The sequence below is a fragment of the Eubacteriaceae bacterium Marseille-Q4139 genome (assembly GCA_018223415.1).
GTDB lineage: Bacteria > Bacillota > Clostridia > Lachnospirales > Lachnospiraceae > CABSIM01.
Genome location: JAGTTQ010000001.1, coordinates 3,860,119 through 3,883,057, shown reverse-complemented (window position 1 = coordinate 3,883,057; position 22,939 = coordinate 3,860,119). Strand labels below are relative to the sequence as shown.

General features: G+C 47.2%; 22 protein-coding genes and 1 other annotated feature (1 of these 23 cut by a window edge). Of the genes, 19 read left to right on the top strand and 3 right to left on the bottom strand.

Annotation, left to right across the window (positions count from 1 at the left end; translation table 11 throughout):
- Positions 1-62: 62 nt before the first annotated feature.
- The 3 genes from KE531_18515 to KE531_18505 are packed head-to-tail and all read left to right on the top strand — an operon-like array spanning position 63 to position 1,873.
- A complete protein-coding gene (locus tag KE531_18515; GenBank protein MBR9955590.1) occupies positions 63-713 on the top strand; it encodes a hypothetical protein in 651 nt (216 codons plus the stop codon).
- Positions 697-1,608: a nucleotidyl transferase AbiEii/AbiGii toxin family protein gene (locus tag KE531_18510; protein ID MBR9955589.1), complete on the top strand. Its 912-nt coding sequence runs from the start codon at positions 697-699 to the stop codon at positions 1,606-1,608. The genes KE531_18515 and KE531_18510 overlap by 17 nt, the downstream gene beginning before the upstream one ends.
- A gap of 52 nt (positions 1,609-1,660) precedes the next feature.
- Entirely contained in the window at positions 1,661-1,873 is a 213-nt protein-coding gene (locus KE531_18505) for a hypothetical protein (GenBank protein MBR9955588.1), read from the top strand.
- A gap of 88 nt (positions 1,874-1,961) precedes the next feature.
- Here the strand turns inward: KE531_18505 and KE531_18500 are convergent, their stop codons facing one another.
- Together KE531_18500 and mobC are read right to left on the bottom strand one after the other, a co-directional pair.
- Positions 1,962-3,605, bottom strand: a complete 1,644-nt coding sequence (locus KE531_18500) for a rlx protein (GenBank protein ID MBR9955587.1) — start codon at positions 3,603-3,605, stop codon at positions 1,962-1,964.
- On the bottom strand, positions 3,577-3,981 hold the full coding sequence (gene mobC / locus KE531_18495) for a plasmid mobilization relaxosome protein MobC (protein ID MBR9955586.1): 405 nt from the start codon (positions 3,979-3,981) through the stop codon (positions 3,577-3,579). The genes KE531_18500 and mobC overlap by 29 nt, the downstream gene beginning before the upstream one ends.
- Before the next feature lie 492 nt (positions 3,982-4,473).
- Between mobC and KE531_18490 the strand changes: the two genes are divergently transcribed.
- The 6 genes from KE531_18490 to KE531_18465 all read left to right on the top strand — a co-directional run bounded on the left by KE531_18490 (position 4,474) and on the right by KE531_18465 (position 11,655).
- Complete coding sequence (locus tag KE531_18490; protein MBR9955585.1) at positions 4,474-4,716, top strand: hypothetical protein; 243 nt, start codon at positions 4,474-4,476, stop codon at positions 4,714-4,716.
- Between the two features lie 143 nt (positions 4,717-4,859).
- Positions 4,860-6,446, top strand: a complete 1,587-nt coding sequence (locus KE531_18485; protein ID MBR9955584.1) for a recombinase family protein — start codon at positions 4,860-4,862, stop codon at positions 6,444-6,446.
- Between the two features lie 62 nt (positions 6,447-6,508).
- Positions 6,509-8,035, top strand: coding sequence for a recombinase family protein (locus KE531_18480; GenBank protein ID MBR9955583.1), 1,527 nt, complete (start codon positions 6,509-6,511; stop codon positions 8,033-8,035).
- 2 nt (positions 8,036-8,037) lie between these two features.
- Positions 8,038-9,735, top strand: coding sequence for a recombinase family protein (locus tag KE531_18475; GenBank protein MBR9955582.1), 1,698 nt, complete (start codon positions 8,038-8,040; stop codon positions 9,733-9,735).
- On the top strand, positions 9,725-11,344 hold the full coding sequence (locus tag KE531_18470) for a recombinase family protein (protein MBR9955581.1): 1,620 nt from the start codon (positions 9,725-9,727) through the stop codon (positions 11,342-11,344). Before KE531_18475 ends, KE531_18470 begins: the two co-directional genes overlap by 11 nt.
- Entirely contained in the window at positions 11,341-11,655 is a 315-nt protein-coding gene (locus KE531_18465; GenBank protein MBR9955580.1) for a hypothetical protein, read from the top strand. The genes KE531_18470 and KE531_18465 overlap by 4 nt, the downstream gene beginning before the upstream one ends.
- A 173-nt stretch (positions 11,656-11,828) precedes the next feature.
- Here KE531_18465 and KE531_18460 read toward each other — a convergent pair whose 3' ends face one another.
- Positions 11,829-12,182 carry a helix-turn-helix transcriptional regulator gene (locus KE531_18460; protein ID MBR9955579.1) on the bottom strand — a complete coding sequence of 118 codons (354 nt, stop codon included), beginning with the start codon at positions 12,180-12,182 and terminating at the stop codon, positions 11,829-11,831.
- 138 nt (positions 12,183-12,320) lie between these two features.
- On the opposite strand from KE531_18460, the gene KE531_18455 reads away from it, so the two are divergent.
- From KE531_18455 to KE531_18410, 10 genes are all read left to right on the top strand, one after another.
- The gene (locus KE531_18455) at positions 12,321-13,313 is read left to right on the top strand and encodes an AAA family ATPase (protein MBR9955578.1); all 993 of its coding nucleotides are present in this window, start codon (positions 12,321-12,323) and stop codon (positions 13,311-13,313) included.
- Positions 13,314-13,317: 4 nt separating this feature from the next.
- Positions 13,318-15,243 (top strand): recombinase family protein, encoded by a 1,926-nt coding sequence (locus KE531_18450; GenBank protein ID MBR9955577.1) that lies wholly within the window; start codon positions 13,318-13,320, stop codon positions 15,241-15,243.
- The gene (locus KE531_18445; protein ID MBR9955576.1) at positions 15,243-16,016 is read left to right on the top strand and encodes an integrase; all 774 of its coding nucleotides are present in this window, start codon (positions 15,243-15,245) and stop codon (positions 16,014-16,016) included. Before KE531_18450 ends, KE531_18445 begins: the two co-directional genes overlap by 1 nt.
- Positions 16,009-16,365, top strand: a complete 357-nt coding sequence (locus KE531_18440) for a hypothetical protein (GenBank protein MBR9955575.1) — start codon at positions 16,009-16,011, stop codon at positions 16,363-16,365. Before KE531_18445 ends, KE531_18440 begins: the two co-directional genes overlap by 8 nt.
- A 676-nt stretch (positions 16,366-17,041) precedes the next feature.
- Positions 17,042-17,854, top strand: a complete 813-nt coding sequence (locus KE531_18435) for a hypothetical protein (protein MBR9955574.1) — start codon at positions 17,042-17,044, stop codon at positions 17,852-17,854.
- Positions 17,855-18,436: 582 nt separating this feature from the next.
- Positions 18,437-20,059 (top strand): amidohydrolase, encoded by a 1,623-nt coding sequence (locus KE531_18430; GenBank protein ID MBR9955573.1) that lies wholly within the window; start codon positions 18,437-18,439, stop codon positions 20,057-20,059.
- A gap of 190 nt (positions 20,060-20,249) precedes the next feature.
- A complete protein-coding gene (locus KE531_18425; GenBank protein ID MBR9955572.1) occupies positions 20,250-20,603 on the top strand; it encodes a hypothetical protein in 354 nt (117 codons plus the stop codon).
- A gap of 16 nt (positions 20,604-20,619) precedes the next feature.
- Positions 20,620-20,763: a hypothetical protein gene (locus KE531_18420; protein MBR9955571.1), complete on the top strand. Its 144-nt coding sequence runs from the start codon at positions 20,620-20,622 to the stop codon at positions 20,761-20,763.
- Positions 20,764-21,086: 323 nt separating this feature from the next.
- Positions 21,087-22,139: an inorganic phosphate transporter gene (locus KE531_18415; protein MBR9955570.1), complete on the top strand. Its 1,053-nt coding sequence runs from the start codon at positions 21,087-21,089 to the stop codon at positions 22,137-22,139.
- A gap of 21 nt (positions 22,140-22,160) precedes the next feature.
- On the top strand, positions 22,161-22,784 hold the full coding sequence (locus tag KE531_18410; GenBank protein MBR9955569.1) for a DUF47 family protein: 624 nt from the start codon (positions 22,161-22,163) through the stop codon (positions 22,782-22,784).
- 58 nt (positions 22,785-22,842) lie between these two features.
- Positions 22,843-22,939: a binding site (T-box leader), on the top strand; it runs 133 nt beyond the window's last position.

Here is a 22,939-nt window from a genome sequence, read left to right as displayed (position 1 = left end):
AATAGGTATTGCGAAAGGTATCTGGTTGCGGTATAATAAAAGCGAAGATAGAATCTTCTAAAATGTTTTTTGAGGAGGGAACGACGATGCTGTACGATTATCTGAAAGATATGTATGGCGAAAACGAGCCGATATTTGTAGCTGACATCAAATACGGTGATACGCCGATGAACTCTATTAGACAACAGGTTAAGAAACTCACGGACGAGGGCTATCTGAAGCGATATGACACAGGAATTTATTTTATTCCCAAGAAAACAATCTTTAAATCTGGATCACAGCTTTCCAGAAATAAAGTTATTGAAAAGAAATATCTTTTGGAAGATGGGAAACGTTGCGGTTATGTAAGTGGTGTTCTATTTGCGAATCAATTGGGTCTTACAACGCAAGTACCTGTGAGCTGTGAGGTTGTAAGTAATAAGGCAACAAATGATGTCAGAAGGGTAAAACTTGCCTCTTCAATGATTACAGTTCGCAAGCCTAGAGTAAAGGTGACAGAGCAAAATTTCCGTCTGTTACAGTTACTCGACCTTTTCAAAGATATAGAATTTTATTCTGAAATAGATCAGGCAGAACGTCAAAATCGAATTGTTGGCTATATGGAAAAGTGCGGAATTCGGTTTTCCGCTCTGGACGAGTATCTTCCATACTACCCGGATAAAATTTATAAAAATATGTATGAAATGGGGTTGTTGAATGGAATACCTGCATAGTAACCGGGAACAATTTTTAGATGCGATAAATCTGGCTGTCTTCAAAACAGGGCTTGCTCCAGAGATCGTTGAAAAGGACTACTATGTGACAATGATCTTGAAAAAGTTGGCCGAAAGATTTGACTTTATCGTTTTTAAAGGCGGGACTTCGATCTCAAAATGTCATAGAGTAATTTCGAGATTTTCAGAAGATATTGATATAACGATAGACAGCTCTTTGTCTCAAGGGCAGAAAAGAAAACTGAAGTACGGAATTGTCGATATGGCGGCTGAGCTTGGAATGGAGATTCCTAACCTTGATTCGATTCGCAGTCGTAGAGATTATAACCGTTATGAGTTGGCTTATAGTTCTGTGTTGGATCGGTTGTCTGACACTGTCGAGACCGAAGTGCTGCTGGAAACTTCATTTACGGAAATCTCTTTTCCAACTGTACTCCTTCCGGTTCATAGCTATATTGGTGATTTATTTATGGAGGAGGCACCCGATGCAATAAGCCAATATAATCTTGATCCATTTAGCATGAAGGTCCAAGGATTAGATAGAACATTGATAGATAAAGTGTTCGCAATCTGCGACTACTACCTCAACAATAATGTTACAAAACACTCAAGACACATTTACGATATATATAAACTATATCCACTGGTTCCACAAAATGATGAATTTCGCGAGCTGGTGCGCGAAGTTAGGTCGGTGCGGGCAAAAACGTCTATTTGTCCGTCCGCACAGCCCGGTGTGAATGTACCGGACATACTTAAGCAGATTATAGAATCTCATGTATACCGAGAAGATTATTATTTTTTGACAGTTCAACTTCTAGAAGAAAATGTCAAGTATGATCAGGCAATTCAAACATTAAAGCGCATTGCAGCCGGTGGAATGTTTGAGGAGTAATGTATTTGTGCCCTAAGGCATAATTACTGAAACAGTACAAATCCATATAGCCATGACAATGGAACTGGAAAGCGAGGTGTCTGAATTGTGTAACTTAAGCCAGGGAATTTATAATGAAGGTCTTGATAAAGGAATCGAAGGGGCGGTTGAGCTTCTTAGAGAGGCCGGTTTTGGCGATCAGGACATCATTGAAAAAATTATGACCAAGTATCATTTAACCTTGGAAGTGGCGAAGAAGTATGTACTTCTTCCCACCGCCGGCTGATCGGAACATCGATATTTGATTACGATGCCAGCACGCAGCTAACGATTTTGTTGGTTGCGTGCTGGCACTTTCTTTTTGCTTAAAAAGTTTAGTCAAGGTTATGTTGCTCTGCGCGCATCGTTTCCTTTGCAGGAGTTTTGCCAAGAATTGCCTCCACATTGGAGCAAACCGTTTTCATCTCACTGGCATAATCCTTAAAGTAGTCGTAAGTCTCCTGCTGTGCCTTTTTCTGAATTGTCAGATTCTCCTTCTCCTGCTTCAGTGATTTCATAGAAGGAATCTTGCCGTCCGGGAACTGCGATTTCAAAAATTTCAAAGCGGTTTCATACAGTTCGATTTCGGTTTGGTGTTCCTGCCGGAATCTTTTTTTGTTTGGAGCTTTGAGCATTTCACGCTGAACATCCTTGTTTGCGAGATATTGCCCCGTATAGTGTATAAGCTGGTTGACGGATTTTAGTCTATCTTCTGTGTGGCGAAGCGCCTTCCTGGCATCTTTTCGCTTTGCGATCAGATCATCATAGGCGGATTGCAGTTCCTCTCTGGAATCGAAGCTGTTCTCTTGAACATAGGCGATGGTCTTTGCCATCTGCTGAAGATTAGAGACTTTCACTTTCTGCGCATAGGCTCGGCTCTGCTGCGCCGTCGCATTATTCTGAAGATCAACGACCAGCCGCAAATCTGTCTTGATGAAAAGAATTTTGGCATACTCCGGGATAACTCCGCCGAATGCTTTGAGGATGTCAGCGTTGTCGGATGTTTCAGGGGAGGAAGCCTCATGTGGCTGACCAGCTTTTTGCAGGTTTTGGGTAAAGAGATTCATCAAATAATCCCGGTCATACGCTGCGCCCAATGACCGCCCAGCGATATTTTTTGACCGCTCCGGGTGCAGGTAACTGAACCGTCCGCGTTTATCTGTTACCCGGATTCTATATCTCTCCCAAAGGGTGGTACAAAATTGTGCCAGCGTTGTGGAGGTATGTGCCACATCGTCAATGGCGTTTCGCAGGTATTGCTTCTCTGTTTGAAATTTTATCTTTGCAGGCGTCAGACCGAAGGCAATAACTTCCTGGTTGGTCTGTTCCAATTCTTTCTGGCCCCGTTGCTGCGCCCAATATTCCCGTTCCGTAACCTTTGCTTTGGCAGGTGACAGCAGATCGACTTGGTGCAGTTTTTCCCGTTCACAGATTGCCATCAGGGATTTCTGCATATGTGTCAGATAATCTCTGGTCTGGTGGTGCTTGTAGCCAGCCCGGCTGTCGCAGGGACGTTCCATAAACTCTTTCGGTTCTACGTCCAGTTTGCGCAAACTGTTGATGACGATATGTACATGGATATTCCCGCTTCCGTGGCTTCCATCCGCGTGTGTACAGACCAGCGTCTGGTGGCCGGGGAAATTTTTCTTTGCATATTCGATGCCAATAGCCTGCGCACGTTCTGGTGTCAGGCCACGGTCGATCTGATCCTGCGGGTCAAAGCTGATGATATAGTGATGTGCCTTTATCTCTCCGGGCGTTTGGTTTTTGTGATATAGCTCGTTTAATTCCCGGCATTCTTCCGCGTAGGTGAAGGGACCACAGTTGATTCCGTCCAGAATGTAGCCGCGCCGCCGGATCATTTTCCCGTTTTCATCGAGAACGGGCTTCATGCTTGTATCATCGTGTTCAAACAAAAGATAGAATAGCGCGTCATTGTAATTGGCATTTTTACTTGTAGTGTGTTTTAAGATTGCCATGAATTTCACCCACCATTCTTGTCACGTCCACCTGCGTCTGGACAATGGCATCCAATGCCCTTTCCAGCTCTGCGGTTACTGCCTGGGAGCGTAGACCGCCGGTATTAAAGTGTTTTGCAATTTGATTGATGTTATTGGACAGGTTGCTGAGCAGCCAACTGATTTTTTTCATTTCTTCTCGAAGTTCCGGGAATTCAGCCGTCACCTTGTGTGTGACCATAATCTTTCCGCCCAACAGACTTTTGCGAATGTACTCGGAGCGGGATAGACCCGCAGCGGCAGCTTTCTTCATCACCAGCTCTAATTCGATGTCAGTCAGGCGAAGGGTGATGATGTGCTGATGGTTTAATTCTTCCTCCTTTTTTGGCCTTGCCATAACGCCGTACCTCCTTAACTTGAAATTTGCCGCAGGCAGAAATCACGGGAACCGTGCCCCGTGGCTGGAGTTCATCCGCCGCGCTGCGACCATTTTAGAATGGGAGCCAACCGCAAAATCACCAGATTTGCAGGAACCGAGGGAATGGGGAGCCGGAATCCCCATCAAGTATGCCCGGAATCAAAACCCGCGAAAGCGGGTTTTCGTATTACAGGGCGTATCTTGCTTTCGTGCTACCGCCCCTTTAGAAATTGGCAAAAATGCTTCGTTGCTCCTTCATTTCTCGGAGATAACGTTGAAATTTGGCAAGTGTAAGAAATAATCAGGTAAAACAGCTTGCAAAACAGCCTTTTATTGTCTGGGTTATGAGAGGGAACAAACTATTTTGTAGTTCCTCAAATTTGCCGAACAGTGCAGAAAAGGAGGGCACAAACCATGCGGGATATGGAAAAGAAAAAATTGAAAACCAGGGAATTGGCTGAACGGGAACTTATGTCAGAAAAAATAGAGGCAATGAGAAATGTAGATATTCGCACCGTGGATAAAAGTATACTGGTGGACATTGCAGACGTAGAGATCGATACAAGTCTGCCCGACAGGGAGAGAATGCTGGACTTTATCCGGCAGGTCAAAAACCCTTATTGCTATCTGGATCATGGCACGGTGGTCAAGATCAGTTTTAGCGGCAGCCAGCGGATGGAGGACTGCCTGAAAAAATGTGTCCACCTCGGCTAGATGGCGATTTAGCACTTTAAAGTGTTGACTTTTGAGCAGGGATGTGCGATAATAACCTTGGGTCAAATAGAATATCATTTAAGAAGCCATTGATTTCTTGGTTTATTGTCGCAAGGCAATTAGATTGGGAGGTCAGTGGCTTTATGTATTTTAAAAAGGAAAAAGCGTATCTCACAGCGTCCTACGTTCGACTGTCCAGAGAAGATGGAGACAAAGTAGAGAGCGACAGCATTCATAATCAGCGGGAACTGATCTGTGACTTCGTAAAAAAGCATGACGATCTGAAACTAGTGGAGGAATACATTGATGATGGGTACAGCGGAACCAATTTTGATCGTCCTGCATTTATGCGGATGATCGAGGATGCGAAACGAAAGAAAATTGACTGCATTATCGTCAAGGACTTGTCCAGACTTGGAAGAAATTACATCGAAACGGGCAAGTACATAGAAAAAATCTTTCCATTTATGGGTATCCGATTCATTGCGATCAACGACCATTATGACAGCGCCGATGAAGAATCTGATGCAGATCACATCATCATCCCCTTCAAGAATCTGATTAACGACGCCTATTGCAAGGACATCTCCATCAAAATACGCAGCCAGTTGGATGTGAAGCGCAAGAGCGGAAAATTTATAGGGAGTTTTGCAGGATACGGGTATTTAAAAGACCCGAAGGATAAAAACCATCTTGTGGTGGATGAGTACGCGGCGCAAATCGTGCAGATGGTCTTTCGTTTAAAACTTGATGGAGTAAGTTCCCAGCGGATTGCAGAGAAGCTTACAGAGATGGGGGCACTGCCTCCCCTGGAATATAAGCGGATGCTGGGGATGAACTTTAATAGCGGATTTCGCTCCGGCTCTAATCCGAAATGGTCGGTGGTTGCGGTTAACCGGATTCTGCGCAACGAACTGTACACGGGGAACATGGTTCAAGGCAAACGGAAAAAGATTAGTTATAAAGTAAAACAGAGCCGGGCGGTGAACGAAGCGGACTGGATTCGCGTGGCAGGCACGCATGAAGCGATTATCCCGACGGAAGAATTTGACCAGGTACAGCGGGTGATGCTAATGGACACACGGACAGCGCCGGATGCCGAAAAAATCTATCTGTTTTCCGGCTTCCTGCGTTGTGGTGACTGCGGCCAGAATATGGTGAAACGGTGTACAACCAAAGACGGAAAGAAGTACCACTATTATCATTGCTCTACTTATAAAAGTGGAAACGGATGTACAGCGCACTTGATCAGTGAGAAACATTTGACGGACATCGTGCTGGAGGCAATCCGTAAACAGGTGGAGGTCTTGGTTCGAGCAGAAGCTGTATTGGGGCAGATTCAATTGCTTCCTCAAGAAAGGTTTGGCGTAAAAGAAGTAAAAGCCCAGATTGCTACGTTATCGGCAGAGGTTGAGCGTTACCAGGAACTGAAAACGCGGCTCTATCAGGATATGCAGGACGGCGTTGTTGACAGGGGCGAATTTAAAGCGATCAACGAACGCTTTACGGAAAAAATCCGGTCTGCACAACAAGCGCAGAACAAGCTGGAAGTAAAGCTTGAGAATCTACTAAAGACAGAAACGGAACTTCAACCGTGGCTTGAGGAATTTAAAAGTTATCGAAACATTCAACATCTGGAGAGAAAGGTTCTCGTTCTATTAATTGACCATATTGATGTATATGGAAAAGACAGAATAGAAATTCACTTCCAATTTGAGGACGAAATTTAGCAGATGATTCAAAACCTGGAGTATTACGAAGCACATAAGTTTCAGAATGGGAAGGTGAGCGTATGAGGGTGGTCAGTTATACAAGGGCAATCAGCTATCGCTTAAAGGATGAAAATCCCTCCAATATTATAGGGTTGCAGAATGAACACATCCAACAGTATATAAAAGAAAAAGGCTGGAAGCTGGCAGCAAAATACAGTGACCGGAAATTTTCTTCAGAAGAAATGACCGCATTCAATCAGATGCTTGAAGCCGGTCTTGCCCGGGAGTTTGATTGTGTGGTAATGGATTCAATTTTCCGTTTCGGCCATAACCTGACCGATGCAGTCAGCGTTCTGCGGGAAACATTTTATCCAATCGGAATCCATTTTGTCGTTGTCCAAGATGATTTCTCTAGTTTCGGAAAATCTGTTTCAGCGATAACAGATTATTTTAAGCAGAAGAGGATGGCGATTCTCGGCAATGCGTCATGGACTCGGTGGCGCGCATTGGAAAAAGAGGGCATCATGGTGAAGTCACATTTGAGCTATGGTTACCTTCTTTCAGAGGACCGTCGAAGCATGATTATTGATGAATCGGTAGCGCCTATCATCCGCAACATTTTTCAGTGGTTCCTCTCCGGCATGAATTACCAAACTATTGCGGACCGATTGAATGCGGAAGGCGTTATTTCTCCGCAGAAGCATATGACCAAAGTTTATGGCAGGGAACCCAATTTTATTGTAGACAGTATTTGGCGTGGCTCCAGTATTCACAAACTTCTTGAAAAACCAATCTATATGGGAAAGGCAGTTCGCAAGATTGGCGGCGTGGATACCGTGATTGAAGTGCCGCCGATTGTTTCGGAGGAAGAATTTTTAAAGACACAGGAACTTATCCCTAAAAAACCTGCCAGGGCGATCACATGGAAAATAGCAGGCGTCAACATTTTAAACAAACGCATCTATGATAAGAAAACGGGAAAAGCCCTGATGTGTATGAAATCTCCGATAGATCCAAACGATAGAGTTTACACACTGAAAAAGAACATTCGGTATCTGAGCAAAGAAGAACAGAAAAAGAGCATCCCCTACGGTGTTGTTATGGGTGCAGTCAAAGAGGCCCTGCGAAATGAGGCCGCTTTGGTAGACCAGATTGATGAAATCTTGCAGACAGAGCAGTCGCAGGATTATTTGGAGCAGCAATTACAGGACTATCGAAAATCGGCGCTAAAACTCGTTGAGCAACTGAATACAGTCTATGAAGAACGTATGAACCTTCATCGGATGTATGAAGACGGGCGCATCAATGCGGAGGAATTGGAACAGAAAGAGGATACCTGTCAGGTGAAGCTAATGCGGATTGAGCAGCAATTTGCTTTGATTATGGCTCAGGTAGAAGATCAGAAGACCGCATTCAGCAGGATCAATCCTTGGCTGGCATTGTATCGTCAAATTGAGGTGCCGGACGAACTGGAACGCAGCCATATCATGCAATGGGTTGACCGTGTGGCTGTGGTGGACGCTCAGACGATAGAGGTCGGGCTGAAGCAACAGGAGTGGAAATATAAGCTCCCCCAGGAATGGTTAACTCTCAGAAGGGATGGATAAATATGGCCAGAAAAAGCAGGAAAAATCAAGTATTACCAGAGAGCGTGCAAGTACAGGCGACAGAAAAGACGGCAAGACAACTTCTTGCCACAGCGGCCTATGTACGGCTTTCTGTAGAGAACAGCGGCAACAGTACAGATGATACACTTCAAACACAGATCAAACTTGTCCATAATTTTATTGCGAATCACCCGGATTTGAAACTGGCTGACACGTACATAGATAACGGCTTTACCGGCACGAACTTTGACCGGCCGGAATTTGAGCGCCTGATGCAGGATGTAAAGCTGGGCAAAATCCAATGTGTCGTGGTAAAAGACCTCTCCCGTTTTGGACGAGATTATCTGGAGACCGGCCATTATCTGGAGACAATCTTTCCCAGACTAAACGTTCGTTTTATCGCCGTGACAGATGATTTTGACAGCTTCAGGCCGGGGGACGTGGAAAGCCTGGCGACCCCAATAAAGAATCTGGTAAATAGCCTGTATGCCAAGGATATATCCAATAAACTTAGGGCAGTCAACGCAAATAAGCGAAAACGCGGAGAACGCTGCGGCAGCTTTCCCCCTTATGGATTGAAGCTGACAGAAGATAGAAAAAATTATTTGCCGGATCAGGAAACTGTACCTTACGTCCGTGCTATCTATGTATGGAAGCTATTGGACGTAAATAAGCATGAAATTGTACGACGGTTAGAACTGTTGCAGGCACCTTCACCACGTCAACTTCAGCGGATGCATTCAGATAATACGGCTCACCTTCAAGATAATACGACGTGGCTACCGGGTGCAGTAGCCAGGATATTGGAAAATCCAGTTTATGTAGGAGATACAGTGACAGGAAAAACAAAGCCTTTGGCAAGTTCGTATAAACGGGTACGGACCCGCAGGGAGGATTGGACGGTAACTACGAATACGCATGAGGCGGTTATCCTTCGCAGCGATTATGATGCAGTTCAAGAAATAGCAGATGCAGCGAAACAAAAATGGCGGGCCGCCATTGCAGAAAACGCTGAGGAAAGGGCAAAACTGCCAGATTTATTCCACGGGCAGGTTCATTGTGCTGGCTGCGGTGCCCCGATGATATTGCTGAGACGAGGATCGGCCGCCAAACCATTGTTCAATGTCTATACGTGCAAATCGGACAGGCATAAATATGCCTGTTATGGAACAAAGATTCAGGAGCGTCTTCTTCAGGCACTGGTTATGGATCAGATCAGTGTGTTAATCAAAGCAATGTGCAGCCGCAAGAAAATGCTCGAGGAGATGACCCAAAACGATACGAGCAAAAATGTTCTCCATTCTTTGAAAAGGAAAGCTGCCTATTTGTCTGGAAAGATTGCTGAGGCAGAAGAAAGGAAAAGCGGCTTGTATGAAGATTGGGTCATGGGACTTTTTGATAAAACGGAGTATCAGGGACTAAAAGAACATTACATCCGTGAAATTCAAAAACTGAAGAAACAGTTGCAAGAAACTGAACAAATGCAGCAAACCATAGAGAGAAGGGCACATCAGTATATAGAACTGGTAGAAAACCTTGAACAGCATTTAGATAATCACGCGTTCAATCTCGATTTGGTCAGAGAACTGGTGGAGCGCATTGATGTATCGAGCAATGGCTCCATTGCGGTTCGGTTCCGGTGCAATGATGTTTATGAAGAATTGTTTCGGATGATGGAGGATGTCCAAAATGAGAAATAAGGAAGGGATAGCCCTTTATCTGCGTTTATCTATGGCCGACGGTGATTTGGGAAAGGACAATAAGGACGAGAGCAATAGTATCGAAAACCAACGTCTGTTACTCAAAAGCTATGTCGCAGATCACCCGGAACTTTCCGGCGAACTGCGGGAGTACATGGATGATGGTTATACGGGGACAAATTTTGAGCGGCCCGGATTCAAGCAGATGATCGAGGATGCCAGACACGGCAATATTCAAGTGATTCTGGTGAAAGATTTATCCAGACTTGGGCGGGATTATATCGGTGTAGGCGATTATATCGAACAGATCTTCCCTGTACTGGGCGTCCGGTTTATTGCGGTCAATAACAATTTTGACAGCAATGCTTACGGCGATGGTGCAATGGGGCTGGATATGGCAATCACTAACTTGATTAACAGCCTTTACAGCCGGGATGTTTCCAAGAAAATCCGCTCGGCGTTTGAGGTGAGATGGAGACAGGGCTATGCAACTGCCACCAGGGTACCCTTTGGCTATCAGTGGAATACGAAGAAAAAGGGAGAATGGGTAATCGATCCTGTGGCTTCCAAGTATGTCCGCCGAATTTTTGACCTTGCATTGGAGGGCATGAATACAGCACAGATCAGTCTGCGGCTGAATGAAGAAAAAATCCCAACAGCTGGCGTCTATGAGAGCCACCAAACAGAGGATTGCTCATGGAGCCCTAAATTTATTGCGCCGGATTCCGAACAGTTATGGACAGCAGCCAAGGTTTGGCGTATTCTCAGAAGCTATGAGTATACAGGTGCTTTGGTAATGGGAAAAAAGAAAGTGCTTGCGCTTGGCAGCAAGACATACAGGAGTGTACCCAAATCGGAACAAGTGATTGTGGAAAATGCGCACGAAGCGATTGTAACCCATGAGGAATTTGAGCAGGCACAGATGGCAATTCGTAAAATGGGAGAACAAGGCTACATTGTTCCAAAAGAATATCCATTGAAGGAAAAAGTGGTGTGCGGAAACTGCAAAAGACGTCTGGAATATGCAGAAAGAGTTGGCGGTGCGGTTTTATTTTGCACTCATAAGCGCCAGGCAGGCAAATATTCCAAGTGCTGTGGGGATAATTATTCTGAAGCCATGATAAACGCACGGGTCGGATATGCCATCCGGCAGATGCTCAAGATGGTTGACTTCCTCAAGGGTCAAGTTGTCCACACTATGACGGTTGAAATGCCTGATGTAGATAAAGCAACCCGTGAGATGGAACAGGTAAAAGCGGAACAGGTGCGCCAATATGAAGCGTATGCGGATGGCGTGATCAGCAGGGAAGTGTATATGAAAAAGAAGCAGGAGTTATCCAGAAAAGCTGCCGAACTGCAAGAAAACCTGGATTTGGCAGATGGCTTGCAAGAGGAAGAAGAGAGTAATTCGGCTGGCTTACAGGAATTGGCTGATCAGGGGAAAGCACTATGGAGTGGCGGCAGGCTAACCAGGGAAATGGTGGACGCCTTTGTCGAAAAGGTTTATGTCTATGACCGCAATAAGATAGAAGTTGTGTTCCAGTGTGAGGATGTAATCCTGGCTGCATTGGATCAATATGAGGAAGAAAGAAGGAAGGCGGCCTTATGAAACAGTTACTGACAAAAAGCATTTTACCGATGGCCCTGTTTTTATTGATCGCTTATTTGGGAAAGAACATCTATATAGTGGACGACCAAATCAACTGGTTTCGAGTGTTATTGATCTTTGGCCTGCCTTATGGTATCCCGTACATGATTTTTATTATTCCTATAGGCGGCAGTGTCGCCGGGAAAACATCGCTCCTTGTGTTAAATGCGATCTTGGGTGCGGTGTTTGGGTGTTTCATTGCAGTGTGGGTTTTGTTAAGAGCACTTGTTTATCCGTTGGGATGTATGATCAAACTGGCGCTACATAGATAGTGTTTATGCGTCCAGACGTTCCTTTGTAGAGATAACAAAACATAGGCAGAAAAAATAGACCATAGGGGCAGTTTCCAAGATGCCTTTATGGTCTTTCTGTTTTCCTGGTAAGAGCGCAAGGACGCAAGCGCGCAAAGAGGGGACAATCTGTAACGCCAATCTGCGTTGTTGCCTCAGTAAAGCGGCTTGCAGTCACGCAGAGCTTCTCTGGCGGATTTCATTAATCGCATCAAAAATTCTTTTTCTTCGGGAGAACACCCATCCATAATTTCCTTCATATCGGCATCATACTGGGAAACAAGGACGGGGATGTTGTCATAGAGAAGATGGTCAACCGTTGTTTCAAGAGCAGTGGCAATGCTGATAAGCGTTGGAAGGCTGAGTTTGGTGTGGCCGTTTTCAATTGTGCTGATATACGTTGGCGACACATCAATCAGGTTTGACAAGGTCTCCTGGGTCATACTCATTTTCATGCGTGCCGAACGAATCCGTTTCCCAATCGCGCCATAGTCGATCTGTATATCCACAATCCTCACCTCCTCTGATCTGCAATTTTTGTTAAAAATCATGAAATTAGCCTATATTTGATATTGTAAACGGAAACGGCATATTATATAATTAAGTAATAGTAGAAGAAACATATAAAAATATACATACAGTAGAAAATGGGGCGACTGTTTTTGAAAGATGATCGGAAGCGAAAGGCGAATGTAAACACTTATTCCAATGTTGAGGCTACGTCTGTTCGCTGGCTGTGGTATCCTTACATCTCATATGGTAAGCTCACACTTCTCCAGGGTGACCCAGGAGAAGGTAAATCGACCTTTATCATCCGAGTTGCAGCAGCATTGACGAAGGGAGAAGCCCTCCCGGGATGCTGCAAACCGGATGAACCGGTTACTGTAATCTATCAATGCTCGGAAGACGGCCTGTCAGATACTGTGAAACCAAGGCTTATGGAAGCAGGGGCGGATTGCAGCCGGGTTGTTTACATTGTTGAAGAGGAAATACCTCTGACATTGGATGACGAAAGAATTGAGGACGCGATTGCACAGACTGGTGCAAAGCTGATGATTATTGATCCGATACAGGCGTTTATGGGGCCGGACGCGGATTGGAATAATGCTGTCAAAATCCGGCATATGTTGAGAAATCTATCGAGTACAGCACAGAAATACAACTGCGCGGTTGTAATGGTAGGGCATTTAAACAAAATGACCGGCGGAAAAAATCTATACCGTGGGCTTGGAAGCATTGATATTGCCGCCATAGCCCGCAGTGTTTTGATGATCTCACGGGACAAGGAAGAACCCTCAAAGAGGTATATGTATCCTATCAAGAGCAGTCTTGCCCCAGAAGGCCGTCCAATCTGTTTTGAACTGGGAGAAAACAGCGGTTTTCGATGGATCGGTGAATGTGAAGTCAATATTGATGAGCTGTTACAGCAAAACACAAGCAGTGTTGCGAAAAAGGAAACGGCAGCAGAATATTTGAGAGCCCTTTTGATAAACAACGATATACAGAGTACAGTGATTTTTGAAAAGCTCGATATGCTGGGAATTTCGCATCGCACAGTCCAGGCGGCAAAAAAAGAGATGGGAATTCAGTCGTACAGAAAAGGGAATGCATGGTATTGGCATCTGGATTTGGAGGAATAACGGTATGAATGAGCAGGAGCGGCGTTCCACCAATAAAGAAGAACAAAAGAGAAAAATCCGGGCGCGGTATAAAGGCATCAATCGTGATGAGCTTGAATTTATCCCCGCCAAACAAAAAGAAAAGCTCTTTGAAGATACAACAACAAAGAGGGTCGCCGCGTATTGCCGTGTTTCAACGGATGATGCAAAACAAACTTCTTCCTATGAATTACAGAGAAACCATTACGAGGATATGATTAAAGAGCATATCGGCTGGGAACTGGTTGGAATCTATGCAGATGAGGGAATCTCCGGTACATCCCTTCAGCATCGAGATGATTTTAACCGGATGATGGAGGATTGCCGTGCCGGGAAGATTGATTTGATCGTGACAAAAAGCGTCTCTCGTTTTGCGAGAAATATTGTCGACTGCATTGCCAAGCAGCGTGAGCTGGCAAATTTACCATCCCCAGTCGGCGTCTATTTTGAAACTGAACATATCTATTCCCTGGATGGAACCAGCGAGATGATGATGGCGGTTCTTGCAGCGGCTGCACAGGAAGAATCCCATACAAAGAGTGAGATTATGAACATCTCCATAGAGCAGCGGTTTTCACGAGGAATATTCCTTGTGCCGGAATTGCTGGGCTATGATAAGGACGAGGATGGAAATCTAGTCATCAACGAAGAAGAAGCCGAAACGGTAAAACTTTGTTACTACCTGTTCCTTAATGGATTCCCCAGCGCGGAGATTGCGGAAATTCTTGAGGAACTGGGGCGCAAGACAAAGTTGGGCAGGACTAAGTGGACAAGCGGCAGCGTAGCGGCGGTCCTTAAAAATGAACGCCATTGCGGTGATGTGCTGAGCCGCAAAACTTATACCCCCAATTACCTGGATCATAAAGTAAAGAAGAACCGGCATGATCGAAATCAGTATAAGCAAAGCAATCATCACGAAGGAATTGTCAGCCATGAAATCTTTGAGGCGGCGCAAAAACTGCTGGCAGTCCATAAATATAGGAAATGCGGGTATCCGCTGCCTGAATTAAGAGTGGTGGATGGTGGCGCACTACGGGGTTATGTCTCGGTAAACCGCACCTGGACTGGATTTACAGGGGAGGATTATAAAAAGGCATCGGAAAGTGCTTATAGCGATCTCGGACAGGTTCCTTCGGCAAAGACGGAACATTCCGGGTACAAAACCCATTTCGATCTGTCAGGGTATCAGATTGCGAGGGCGCAGTTCTTTTCTACCAGGCAAGATCCCGCAATGACGATTTCTGCAAATCGGCTTACTTTCAATACGGCTTGCTTGAAAAAGTTTGAAAACGTAGCGTATGTCGAACTGCTTTTTAACTCCATCGAAAAGTGCATTGCCATACGGCCTTGTTCAGCAGAATCTGTCAATGCGATACGCTGGGGGACTGTGAAAGAGGGAAGATGGACCGTTCTGCCCAAAAGCTGCGCTGGATTTGCAACGCCGCTTTACAACTTTATGGGCTGGAATGACCAATACCGCTATCGTTTCCGCGGCGAATATCACAAACAGGATGATGAACAGATTCTATTTTTTGATCTGGTACAGCCAGAGGTAATTGCAACTGTGTCGAAACAGGAAATCACCGCTGCTTCTTCAGATTTTGAAGATCAAAAGTGTTTGGAAGATAGAACCGATTTGCCAGATGAAAGCGCAGAAATCGAAAAAAGTGCAGGGAACAAGGATAAACGTGTGACAAGGATTATGTATCCTTGCGCATGGGCGGACTCTTTTGGGGACGATGCAGAAAGAGACAACTTCCTTGTGCTGCAAAGGATACCATATTATGGGGCCTGGGATATTCTGCGCCCGGCACGGACAGTTGATGGACTTCAAATACTAAATAACCATGTACTTGAGGATTTGATGGATGAAGCAAAATATATGATTGAGAAAATGAGGTGTACTGGATAATGGAACCAAATGACTTTCGGCAGAATGGAGAAGAAACAGCCGTTGATCAGAAAGCATTAGAATTGCAGGAAAACTTTACATATGACGGTTATCAGGTCGTTCGCAGGGAGTTGTTTGCTCATTTAAGGGAACCATCCGTCGTGATCCGGCGGGATAGCATTACATTCAATACGGCTTGTATTGCAGGGATGGAGGATGCCGTATATATCCAAATACTTGTAAATCCAGACACCAAAAAGATGGTTGTTCGTAAATGCGATGAGAATGATAAAGATGCACTCCGCTGGTGCATCGCAAAAACGGATAAGCGAAAAAGCCGTAAGGTGACCAGCAAGATATTCTCCGCAAAAATGTATGAGCTGATGGGATGGAATACTGCTTGCCGGTATAAAATTCTGGGGCACAAAATTGTATATGAAGATGAAATGCTCTACATTTTTGACCTTTTGGAGACCGAGATTTTTTTGGATGTGCGAAAAACAGAAACACAAAAAGCAGGTGTACAGGCGGGGGCCTCTAAAGGAACGGAAAATGCACAAAAAATGATTATGGAAGGCATTGATCTGACTTCTCATGGTGATCATCCCCCGGTCTCTATGCGTGAAAGAAAGGCATATTATCCGGCTGACTGGCGTGATTCTTTTGGCCTACCGGTGGAGGAACATAGCCGGACACTGCAAATTGATATAAAAGATGGATATGCGGAATTCAATGTGTTTTCCGATCATAAAGGGGATAGTACGCCCTCTTCCGGGAGGCGAGCAGATGAGTAGCAGTATGCCCGGAATATCTTTTCAACTTCAAAGCAATAGGGTTTATATTTTTCATTCGACAATTCTGGCCTTAGACGAGCCCAAATATATCCGGCTGCTCTTTAACCCAGAAAAAAAGCACCTGGCAGTGCAAGCGTGCGCCAGGCGTAAGCCGGAGAGTTTTGTGGTTCCCCGGTATGAACCGGAAACTTGGGCCTTCCCGATTTCAAGTTTTCCCTTGTCCAAAATGCTGTCCGAATGCTGTTCATGGGAGAGAGATAAAACATATCGTGTTTATGGGGAACTCCATAAGGACTATCACCTGGTTGAATTTGATTTGACCCAGGCAGTCATTTACACGGAAGAATAAGAGATGACTGTGTCAACAGGACCTTTGAGCGATCAAAGGCCCTATTTTTTTGCCCATTTTTGAGGGTGATGCCGCTCTTCATCTGAAAAAAATATCGAAAATTTTTTGTTCCTTACTTGACAACAGGAGGCCATAAGCGCATTCCATCCCGGGAAGGCGGAATTGAGATCGTGGTGGAGAAACTGTCCACACGGATGGTCAAACTTGGACATCAGGTTACATGTTTTAATCGCAAAGGACACCATGTGAGTGGTTCGGAGTTTGATGGTAATCATTTGTCAGAGTATAAAGGTGTGAAGCTGAAGCCGGTATGGACGCTTCCGGATATTTCGGAGATGCTTCGAATGAACAGTAAGACGGCAGCAAAGAATTTTACATAGGCAACATTATCCTGCATATGAAGATGGAAGGTGATCTGGATGCGGCAAGCAATCCTCTGCTTTCTTACCGCCTAAAATACGAAGACCAGCCTAAACCCAACTCTGCCAAATCATAATTAAAGATCCCTGAAGCCAGCTATCTCTCTGTGTTTCAGGGATTTTTTTATTGCAAACCCAAAATCCCCTCACATTCGACAAATCCCAACATAATTATTGCAAAATATCCCAAACAAGATATAATAAAAAGCACAGCAAACCAACCACACAACGCCCCCAAAAACAAGGAGACCTCCCACATGGCATTCCAAACCACAAAACAAACCATCTCCCAACCACTATTAGACACCGCCGCCTCCCTATACTGCTCTGCATCCCCTCACCCCACCCTGAAGTCAATTTCCGATCAGCTGAAATCCCAGGGCCACCTGGACATAACCCCGCTCAAAGTCCGCCGCCTCCTGATCACTGCCGGTGTATATAAATCCGAACTGGCCTCCCAGATCCAGTCCTTGTACGATTCCGGGAAAACTATCACCGAAATCATGGGAATCATGCACCTTTCCCGCACCTCCGTCCATTCCTACCTGCCATATGTCATTAACGCCGATGACGAGGAGACAGAAGAAGAGAACCTGTGCCAGCGGCCCATTTCCCTAGAACAGCAAAAAAGGTGCGAACAGGCGATGGAGCAGTTTCAAAAGGACTGGAAGGGAGAGAGCCTGTGGGAAGTCATAACGGCATTTGCCGGCTGCACCTTTGTCACAAGCAAAGGGCTGAAATTCACATACGAAGTAAAACAAAACCGGCACGGAGAGCCGACAAACGAGCTTGTAATCAGCCGGAAAGAGAAAACGGTAACAAAAGCAACGGTAATAAAAGCATATGAAAAATTATTGGAACTTAGTGCAGAAGATTCTGAAGACGGCATAACAGCAGATCAGGCGAAGGAGTCCGTGCCGCCCCGTTTCCCCATCCCTCTGTCAGGCCCCAAAAAGCTCGGTACCTTCGGCGCTTCCTATCTATATCCCATTTTTATAAAACTCGGTTTGATCACCGAATATCCCATGCTCTCTTATTTTCATTTACCTTTCAGTGATGATATAGTATAATAACCGCAAAGCGGTTATTATACTAGCGCATGCCGGTTTCCGCGCAAGCCGCGGAAAGCCGGGCGCTAAAATCCGCCGGAGGCACGTGGCCGTGGGACGGCCATGGAATAATAACCGCAAAGCGGTTATTATACTTGCGCATACCGGTTTCCGCGCAAGCCGCGGAAAGCCGGGCGCTAAAACCCGCCGGAGGCGCGTGGCCGTGGGACGGCCATGGAATAATAACCGCAAAGCGGTTATTATACTTACGCATGCCGGTTTCCGCGCAAGCCGCGGAAAGCCGGGCGCTAAAATCCGCCGGAGGCACGTGGCCAGACAGCAGTTTCATGCCTGCACATGAACCTGATACCACATACCAACCACAGCGTTAATCTGTGCCAATTTGCCCCAATCATCCGATGCCCCATAGATGCATGCACGTCCAGGAAAGAAGGCCGGCCGAACATTTATCTCCAGTGTTCCGCCCCAAATTCCTCATACCGGCCCAAAACATCCCGCTCTTCATGCATACTCCTCGCCTCACCCGTCCATCCTACCCGTAGACCCCCAATTTTCCCATTCAATAAAGGAGGCATAACATTCATGGAAACCCTATACTACAACGGCCAAATCCTCACCCTATCCACCCCAACACCCCCATCCCACAACCCGGAAGCCGTCCTCATAAAAGACGGACGCATCGCCAAAGTCGGCGCCCTGGAGGAACTCGAGGCAGCCGCATCTTCTGATGTCAAAAAAGTCGACCTGGCCGGCCGCTGCCTGCTGCCGGCATTCATAGACCCCCACAGCCATTTCGTCATGAACGCAAAAATGGCGCTGTACGCGGACCTGTCGGACTGCTCATCCTTCGCCGACATCATCCGGGTTCTGAAGGAATACATCCGGAAAAACGCCGTCACGAAAGACCAGGCCGTGATTGGCTTCGGATACGACCACAACTTCTTAAAAGAACAGGCCCAGCCAGACAAGCGCGTCCTCGACCAGGTGAGCACGGAAATCCCGATCCTGATCCTTCATGTCTCGGCCCATCTGGCCTGCGCCAACAGTGCCGCTCTGGCTCTGGCCGGTATGGATGAAAACACCCCGGATGTGGCAGGAGGCCTCATCGAGCGCCTTCCCGGCGGAAGGGAGCCGAGCGGATATGTGGAAGAGATGGGCGTGCGCCTTCTTCAGGGAGCAGTCGCCGGCCGCGTAAGCCAGGACAGCTCCCGCATGTACGATGCGATCCAGACCATGTACCTGGAGCATGGCGTCACAACAGCCCAGGACGGCGCCACCGCTTCGGAAGACATGAAAACCCTGGATTGGATGGCAGAAAATAAGATGTTAAAGCTGGATGTTGTGGCATATCCGCAGCTCAGCACCGGCGGCGCGGCCCTCATGGAAGCGTATGGGGAAACATACAGAACGTACAGAAACCGCGTGAAAATCGGCGGCTACAAGCTGGTGTTAGACGGCTCGCCCCAGGGCCGCTCGGCCTGGATGACAGAGCCGTACCTGGGCGGAGAAGAGGGCTACTGCGGCTATCCGTGGATGACTGACGAGGAAGTGGAAGAGCACATGATGCGTGCCGTTTCGGAGAACCGTCAGATTCTGGTGCACTGCAACGGCGATGCGGCAGGTGACCAGTTCCTGAACGCCTATGAGAAAGCCCTGGAAAAGACAAAAAACACAAACGACCTGCGCCCGGTCATGATCCACTGCCAGACTGTGCGGAACGACCAGCTTGACCGCATGGCAAAAATCGGCATGATTGCGTCAATTTTCATCGGCCACGTCTGGTTCTGGGGCGATATCCATGTGAAAAATTTCGGTGAGAAACGCGGAAACCACATAAGCCCGGCAAGGGATGCCCTGGACCGCGGCGTGAAGGTGAATTTCCACCAGGACACGCCGGTCACAAAGCCGGACATGCTCCATTCCGTCTGGTGCGCCGTAAACCGTTTAAGCCGCGGCGGAAACATTATCGGGGAAGACCAGCGGATTTCTGCCTACGAGGCGCTCAGGGCCGTAACCATTGACGCAGCCTACGAATATTTTGAGGAACACGAAAAAGGCAGCATCGATGAAGGGAAACGCGCCGATCTGGTAATCCTGGATCGCTCCCCGTTGGAAGTCCCGCCCATGGAAATCCGCGATATCCGCGTGCTGGAAACCATAAAGGACGGAGAGACTGTTTACACAGCGCCGCAAACTCCCCAGTAGCCGCCCCGCATTTTCCGTCTGGCAAATTTTCGCATCCTGTGCTATACTTCTCAAAAGATGTTGGGGCCAAAAGGTATTTTGCCCCATGATACCGGATTGCTCCGCACGACGTGCTCCCGCAATCCTCAGGGTCAAAAAGCAAACCTGCCGTCCGGGACGTCCCTGGCGGCAGGCAAAAGAGAGGCAAATCATGGACATAAAAAAGCGAATCGAAGAAATTCTTCCCTACGGGATGGTGCTCGTGATGATTTATTACGGCTGCCCGCTGTTTATCAATAACGACACGAGCGCCATCATCGTCATGCTGGCAGTGATGCCGGCAGCCGTGTTTCTCTGCTCATTTTTCTGCGGGCTTAAAAAGGGCATGAGTTTTTTATATCTGGCTTTCGGCGCGCTGGCCTTTCTTCCGGAATACTGGATTACCATAAATGACTGGGCGGCCCTGGGCTTTTATCTTCTGATGTACCTTGCCGCCGAATTTTTTGGACTCCTGCTTGGCTTTGCGGTTGGAAAAATCGTAAAAAAGCTGCTGGAGCGCGCATAAGAAGGAGATGGGAAACATGGAAAAAAGCCAGAAACGCCTCGCGGCCATTGTCCTCTGCATCATGGGAATCGTCGGCACCCTGTACGCAGTCCGGGACGCCGGTACAGCGGGCAGACCGCAGCAGATCGAAACAGAAATCACGGCCATGGAGACGGAATGACCCAAAGTGCAGGTTTGCAGCCATTCATAATTGGCCGGGCGGAAGCTCCGTCCCGGGCTGCTGCTAGGAAATGTTAAGAAATTCTGCCAATCATTGACTTCCTTTCCTGAATATGATAACCTAAATTTGTTTTGCACGGATATTACATAGATTTTACGTTGTCATTACTGGAAAAGGAGTGCCTGCCTGATGAGCAGACGTATCGCTTGCCAATGTCATAGTTTATAAAAAGGTACAGTCCGGGGGCTTTCATCGCCTGCGGGCCGTACCTTTTTGTGTATCGTGCAGAAAACGGAACAGAAAAACAGGAAAGGAAACAGGATATGGACTTATCATTTCTCGGCTTTCTGAGGGAAACCCTGGGGAATCCGGCCCTTCTCGTTACGACCATCTTCACCCTCGGCGTGATCTTCGTAAACGGATGGACGGACGCCCCCAACGCCATCGCAACCTGCGTGACGACGCGCTGCTTAAGCGCCAGAAAAGCCATCCTCATGAGCGCCTTTTTTAACTTCCTGGGCGTTTTCATCATGACGCAGATCAACAGCTCCGTGGCCTCCACCATCAGCAACATGGTGGACTTCGGAGACAGCACCCAGAATGCATTGATCGCCCTGTGCGCGGCCCTTTTATCCATCGTCGTGTACAGCGTGGGCGCCTCTTACTTCGGCATCCCCACAAGTGAAAGCCACAGCCTCATCGCAGGACTTTCCGGCGCCGCCATAGCGATCCAGCACGGAATCGGCGGCATCAACGGCGCAGAATGGGTGAAAGTGCTTTACGGCCTTGTTTTAAGCCTCGTTCTGGGCTTCTTAACCGGCTGGCTCGTCTGCCGCGCCATCACCATAATTTGCCGGGAGATGGACCGCAGGAAGACGAACCAGGTCTTCGGATACGCCCAGATCGCCGGCGCCGCGGCCATGAGCTTCATGCACGGGGCACAGGACGGCCAGAAATTCATCGGCGTCCTCTTTTTAGGCGCCGCCTTCGCCCACGGGAAGAACTCCGTAAGCGGCATGGAAATCCCCATCTGGCTCATGCTTTTGTGCAGCGTCGTCATGGCTCTGGGAACCAGCGTCGGCGGTGAGAAAATCATCAAATCCGTCGGCATGGATATGGTAAAATTAGAGCGCTATCAGGGCTTTTCCGCCGATGTGGCCGGAGCCATCTGCCTTCTTTATTCCAGCCTTCTCGGCATCCCGGTGTCTACGACCCACACCAAAACCAGCGCCATCATGGGCGTCGGAGCCGTAAAACGCGTCTCCGCCATCAATTTCGGCGTCGTAAAAGACATGATGCTGACCTGGATTTTCACATTCCCGGGCTGCGGCCTGATCAGCTTCATCATGGCGAAAATATTCATGTTCGTTTTTTAAAAGAGTAGAAGGAGAAAAACCATGGCAAAAAAACAGGACGATTTTTATTTCCAGAACTTCATTACCTGCGCGGAATTTTCCAGCCAGGCTGCCCACCTGTTAAAAGATATCCTTTCCGATTTCCGCCCGGAGGAGACGAAAAAACGGCTGGATGAGCTCCATGCCATCGAGCATGCGGCAGACGAGAAAAAGCATGAATTAAACGACAAGCTGGTGAAGGCATTCATCACGCCCATTGAGCGGGAGGACATCGCATCCTTAAGCCAGCAGATCGACAACCTGACCGATAAAATCGAAGAGGTATTCATCCGCATTTACATCAACAACGTGAGCAAAATCCGCCCGGAGGCGCTTGAGATGCTGGATATCGTCATCCGCTGCTGCGAGGAAATCTGCGGCCTGATGAGGGAGTTTGCCAACTTCCGCCGCTCCAAGGAGCTGAAAGACCGGATTATCCGGATCAACTCCCTGGAGGAGGAGGCCGACCGCCTCTACATCGCCAACATGCGTGCCCTGCACAGCGAGGAAAAGGATGTGCTGGAAATCATCGCATGGCGGGAAATTTACAGCTATCTGGAAAAATGCGCCGACGCCTGCGAGCATGCCGCCGATGTGGTGGAGGGCGTTGTGATGAAGAATTCCTAAATTCCCCCGCCCCGCACCCTTGACACGCCCGCCAATTTATGATAAATTACAAACCAGTGCAAATACGCTGAAGAGGAAGAGTAGGAAGCGGGAAGGATCAGAGAACTGCCGGGCGGTGCGAGGCAGCTCCGGAATGCTTTTGAACTGGCCTCCAA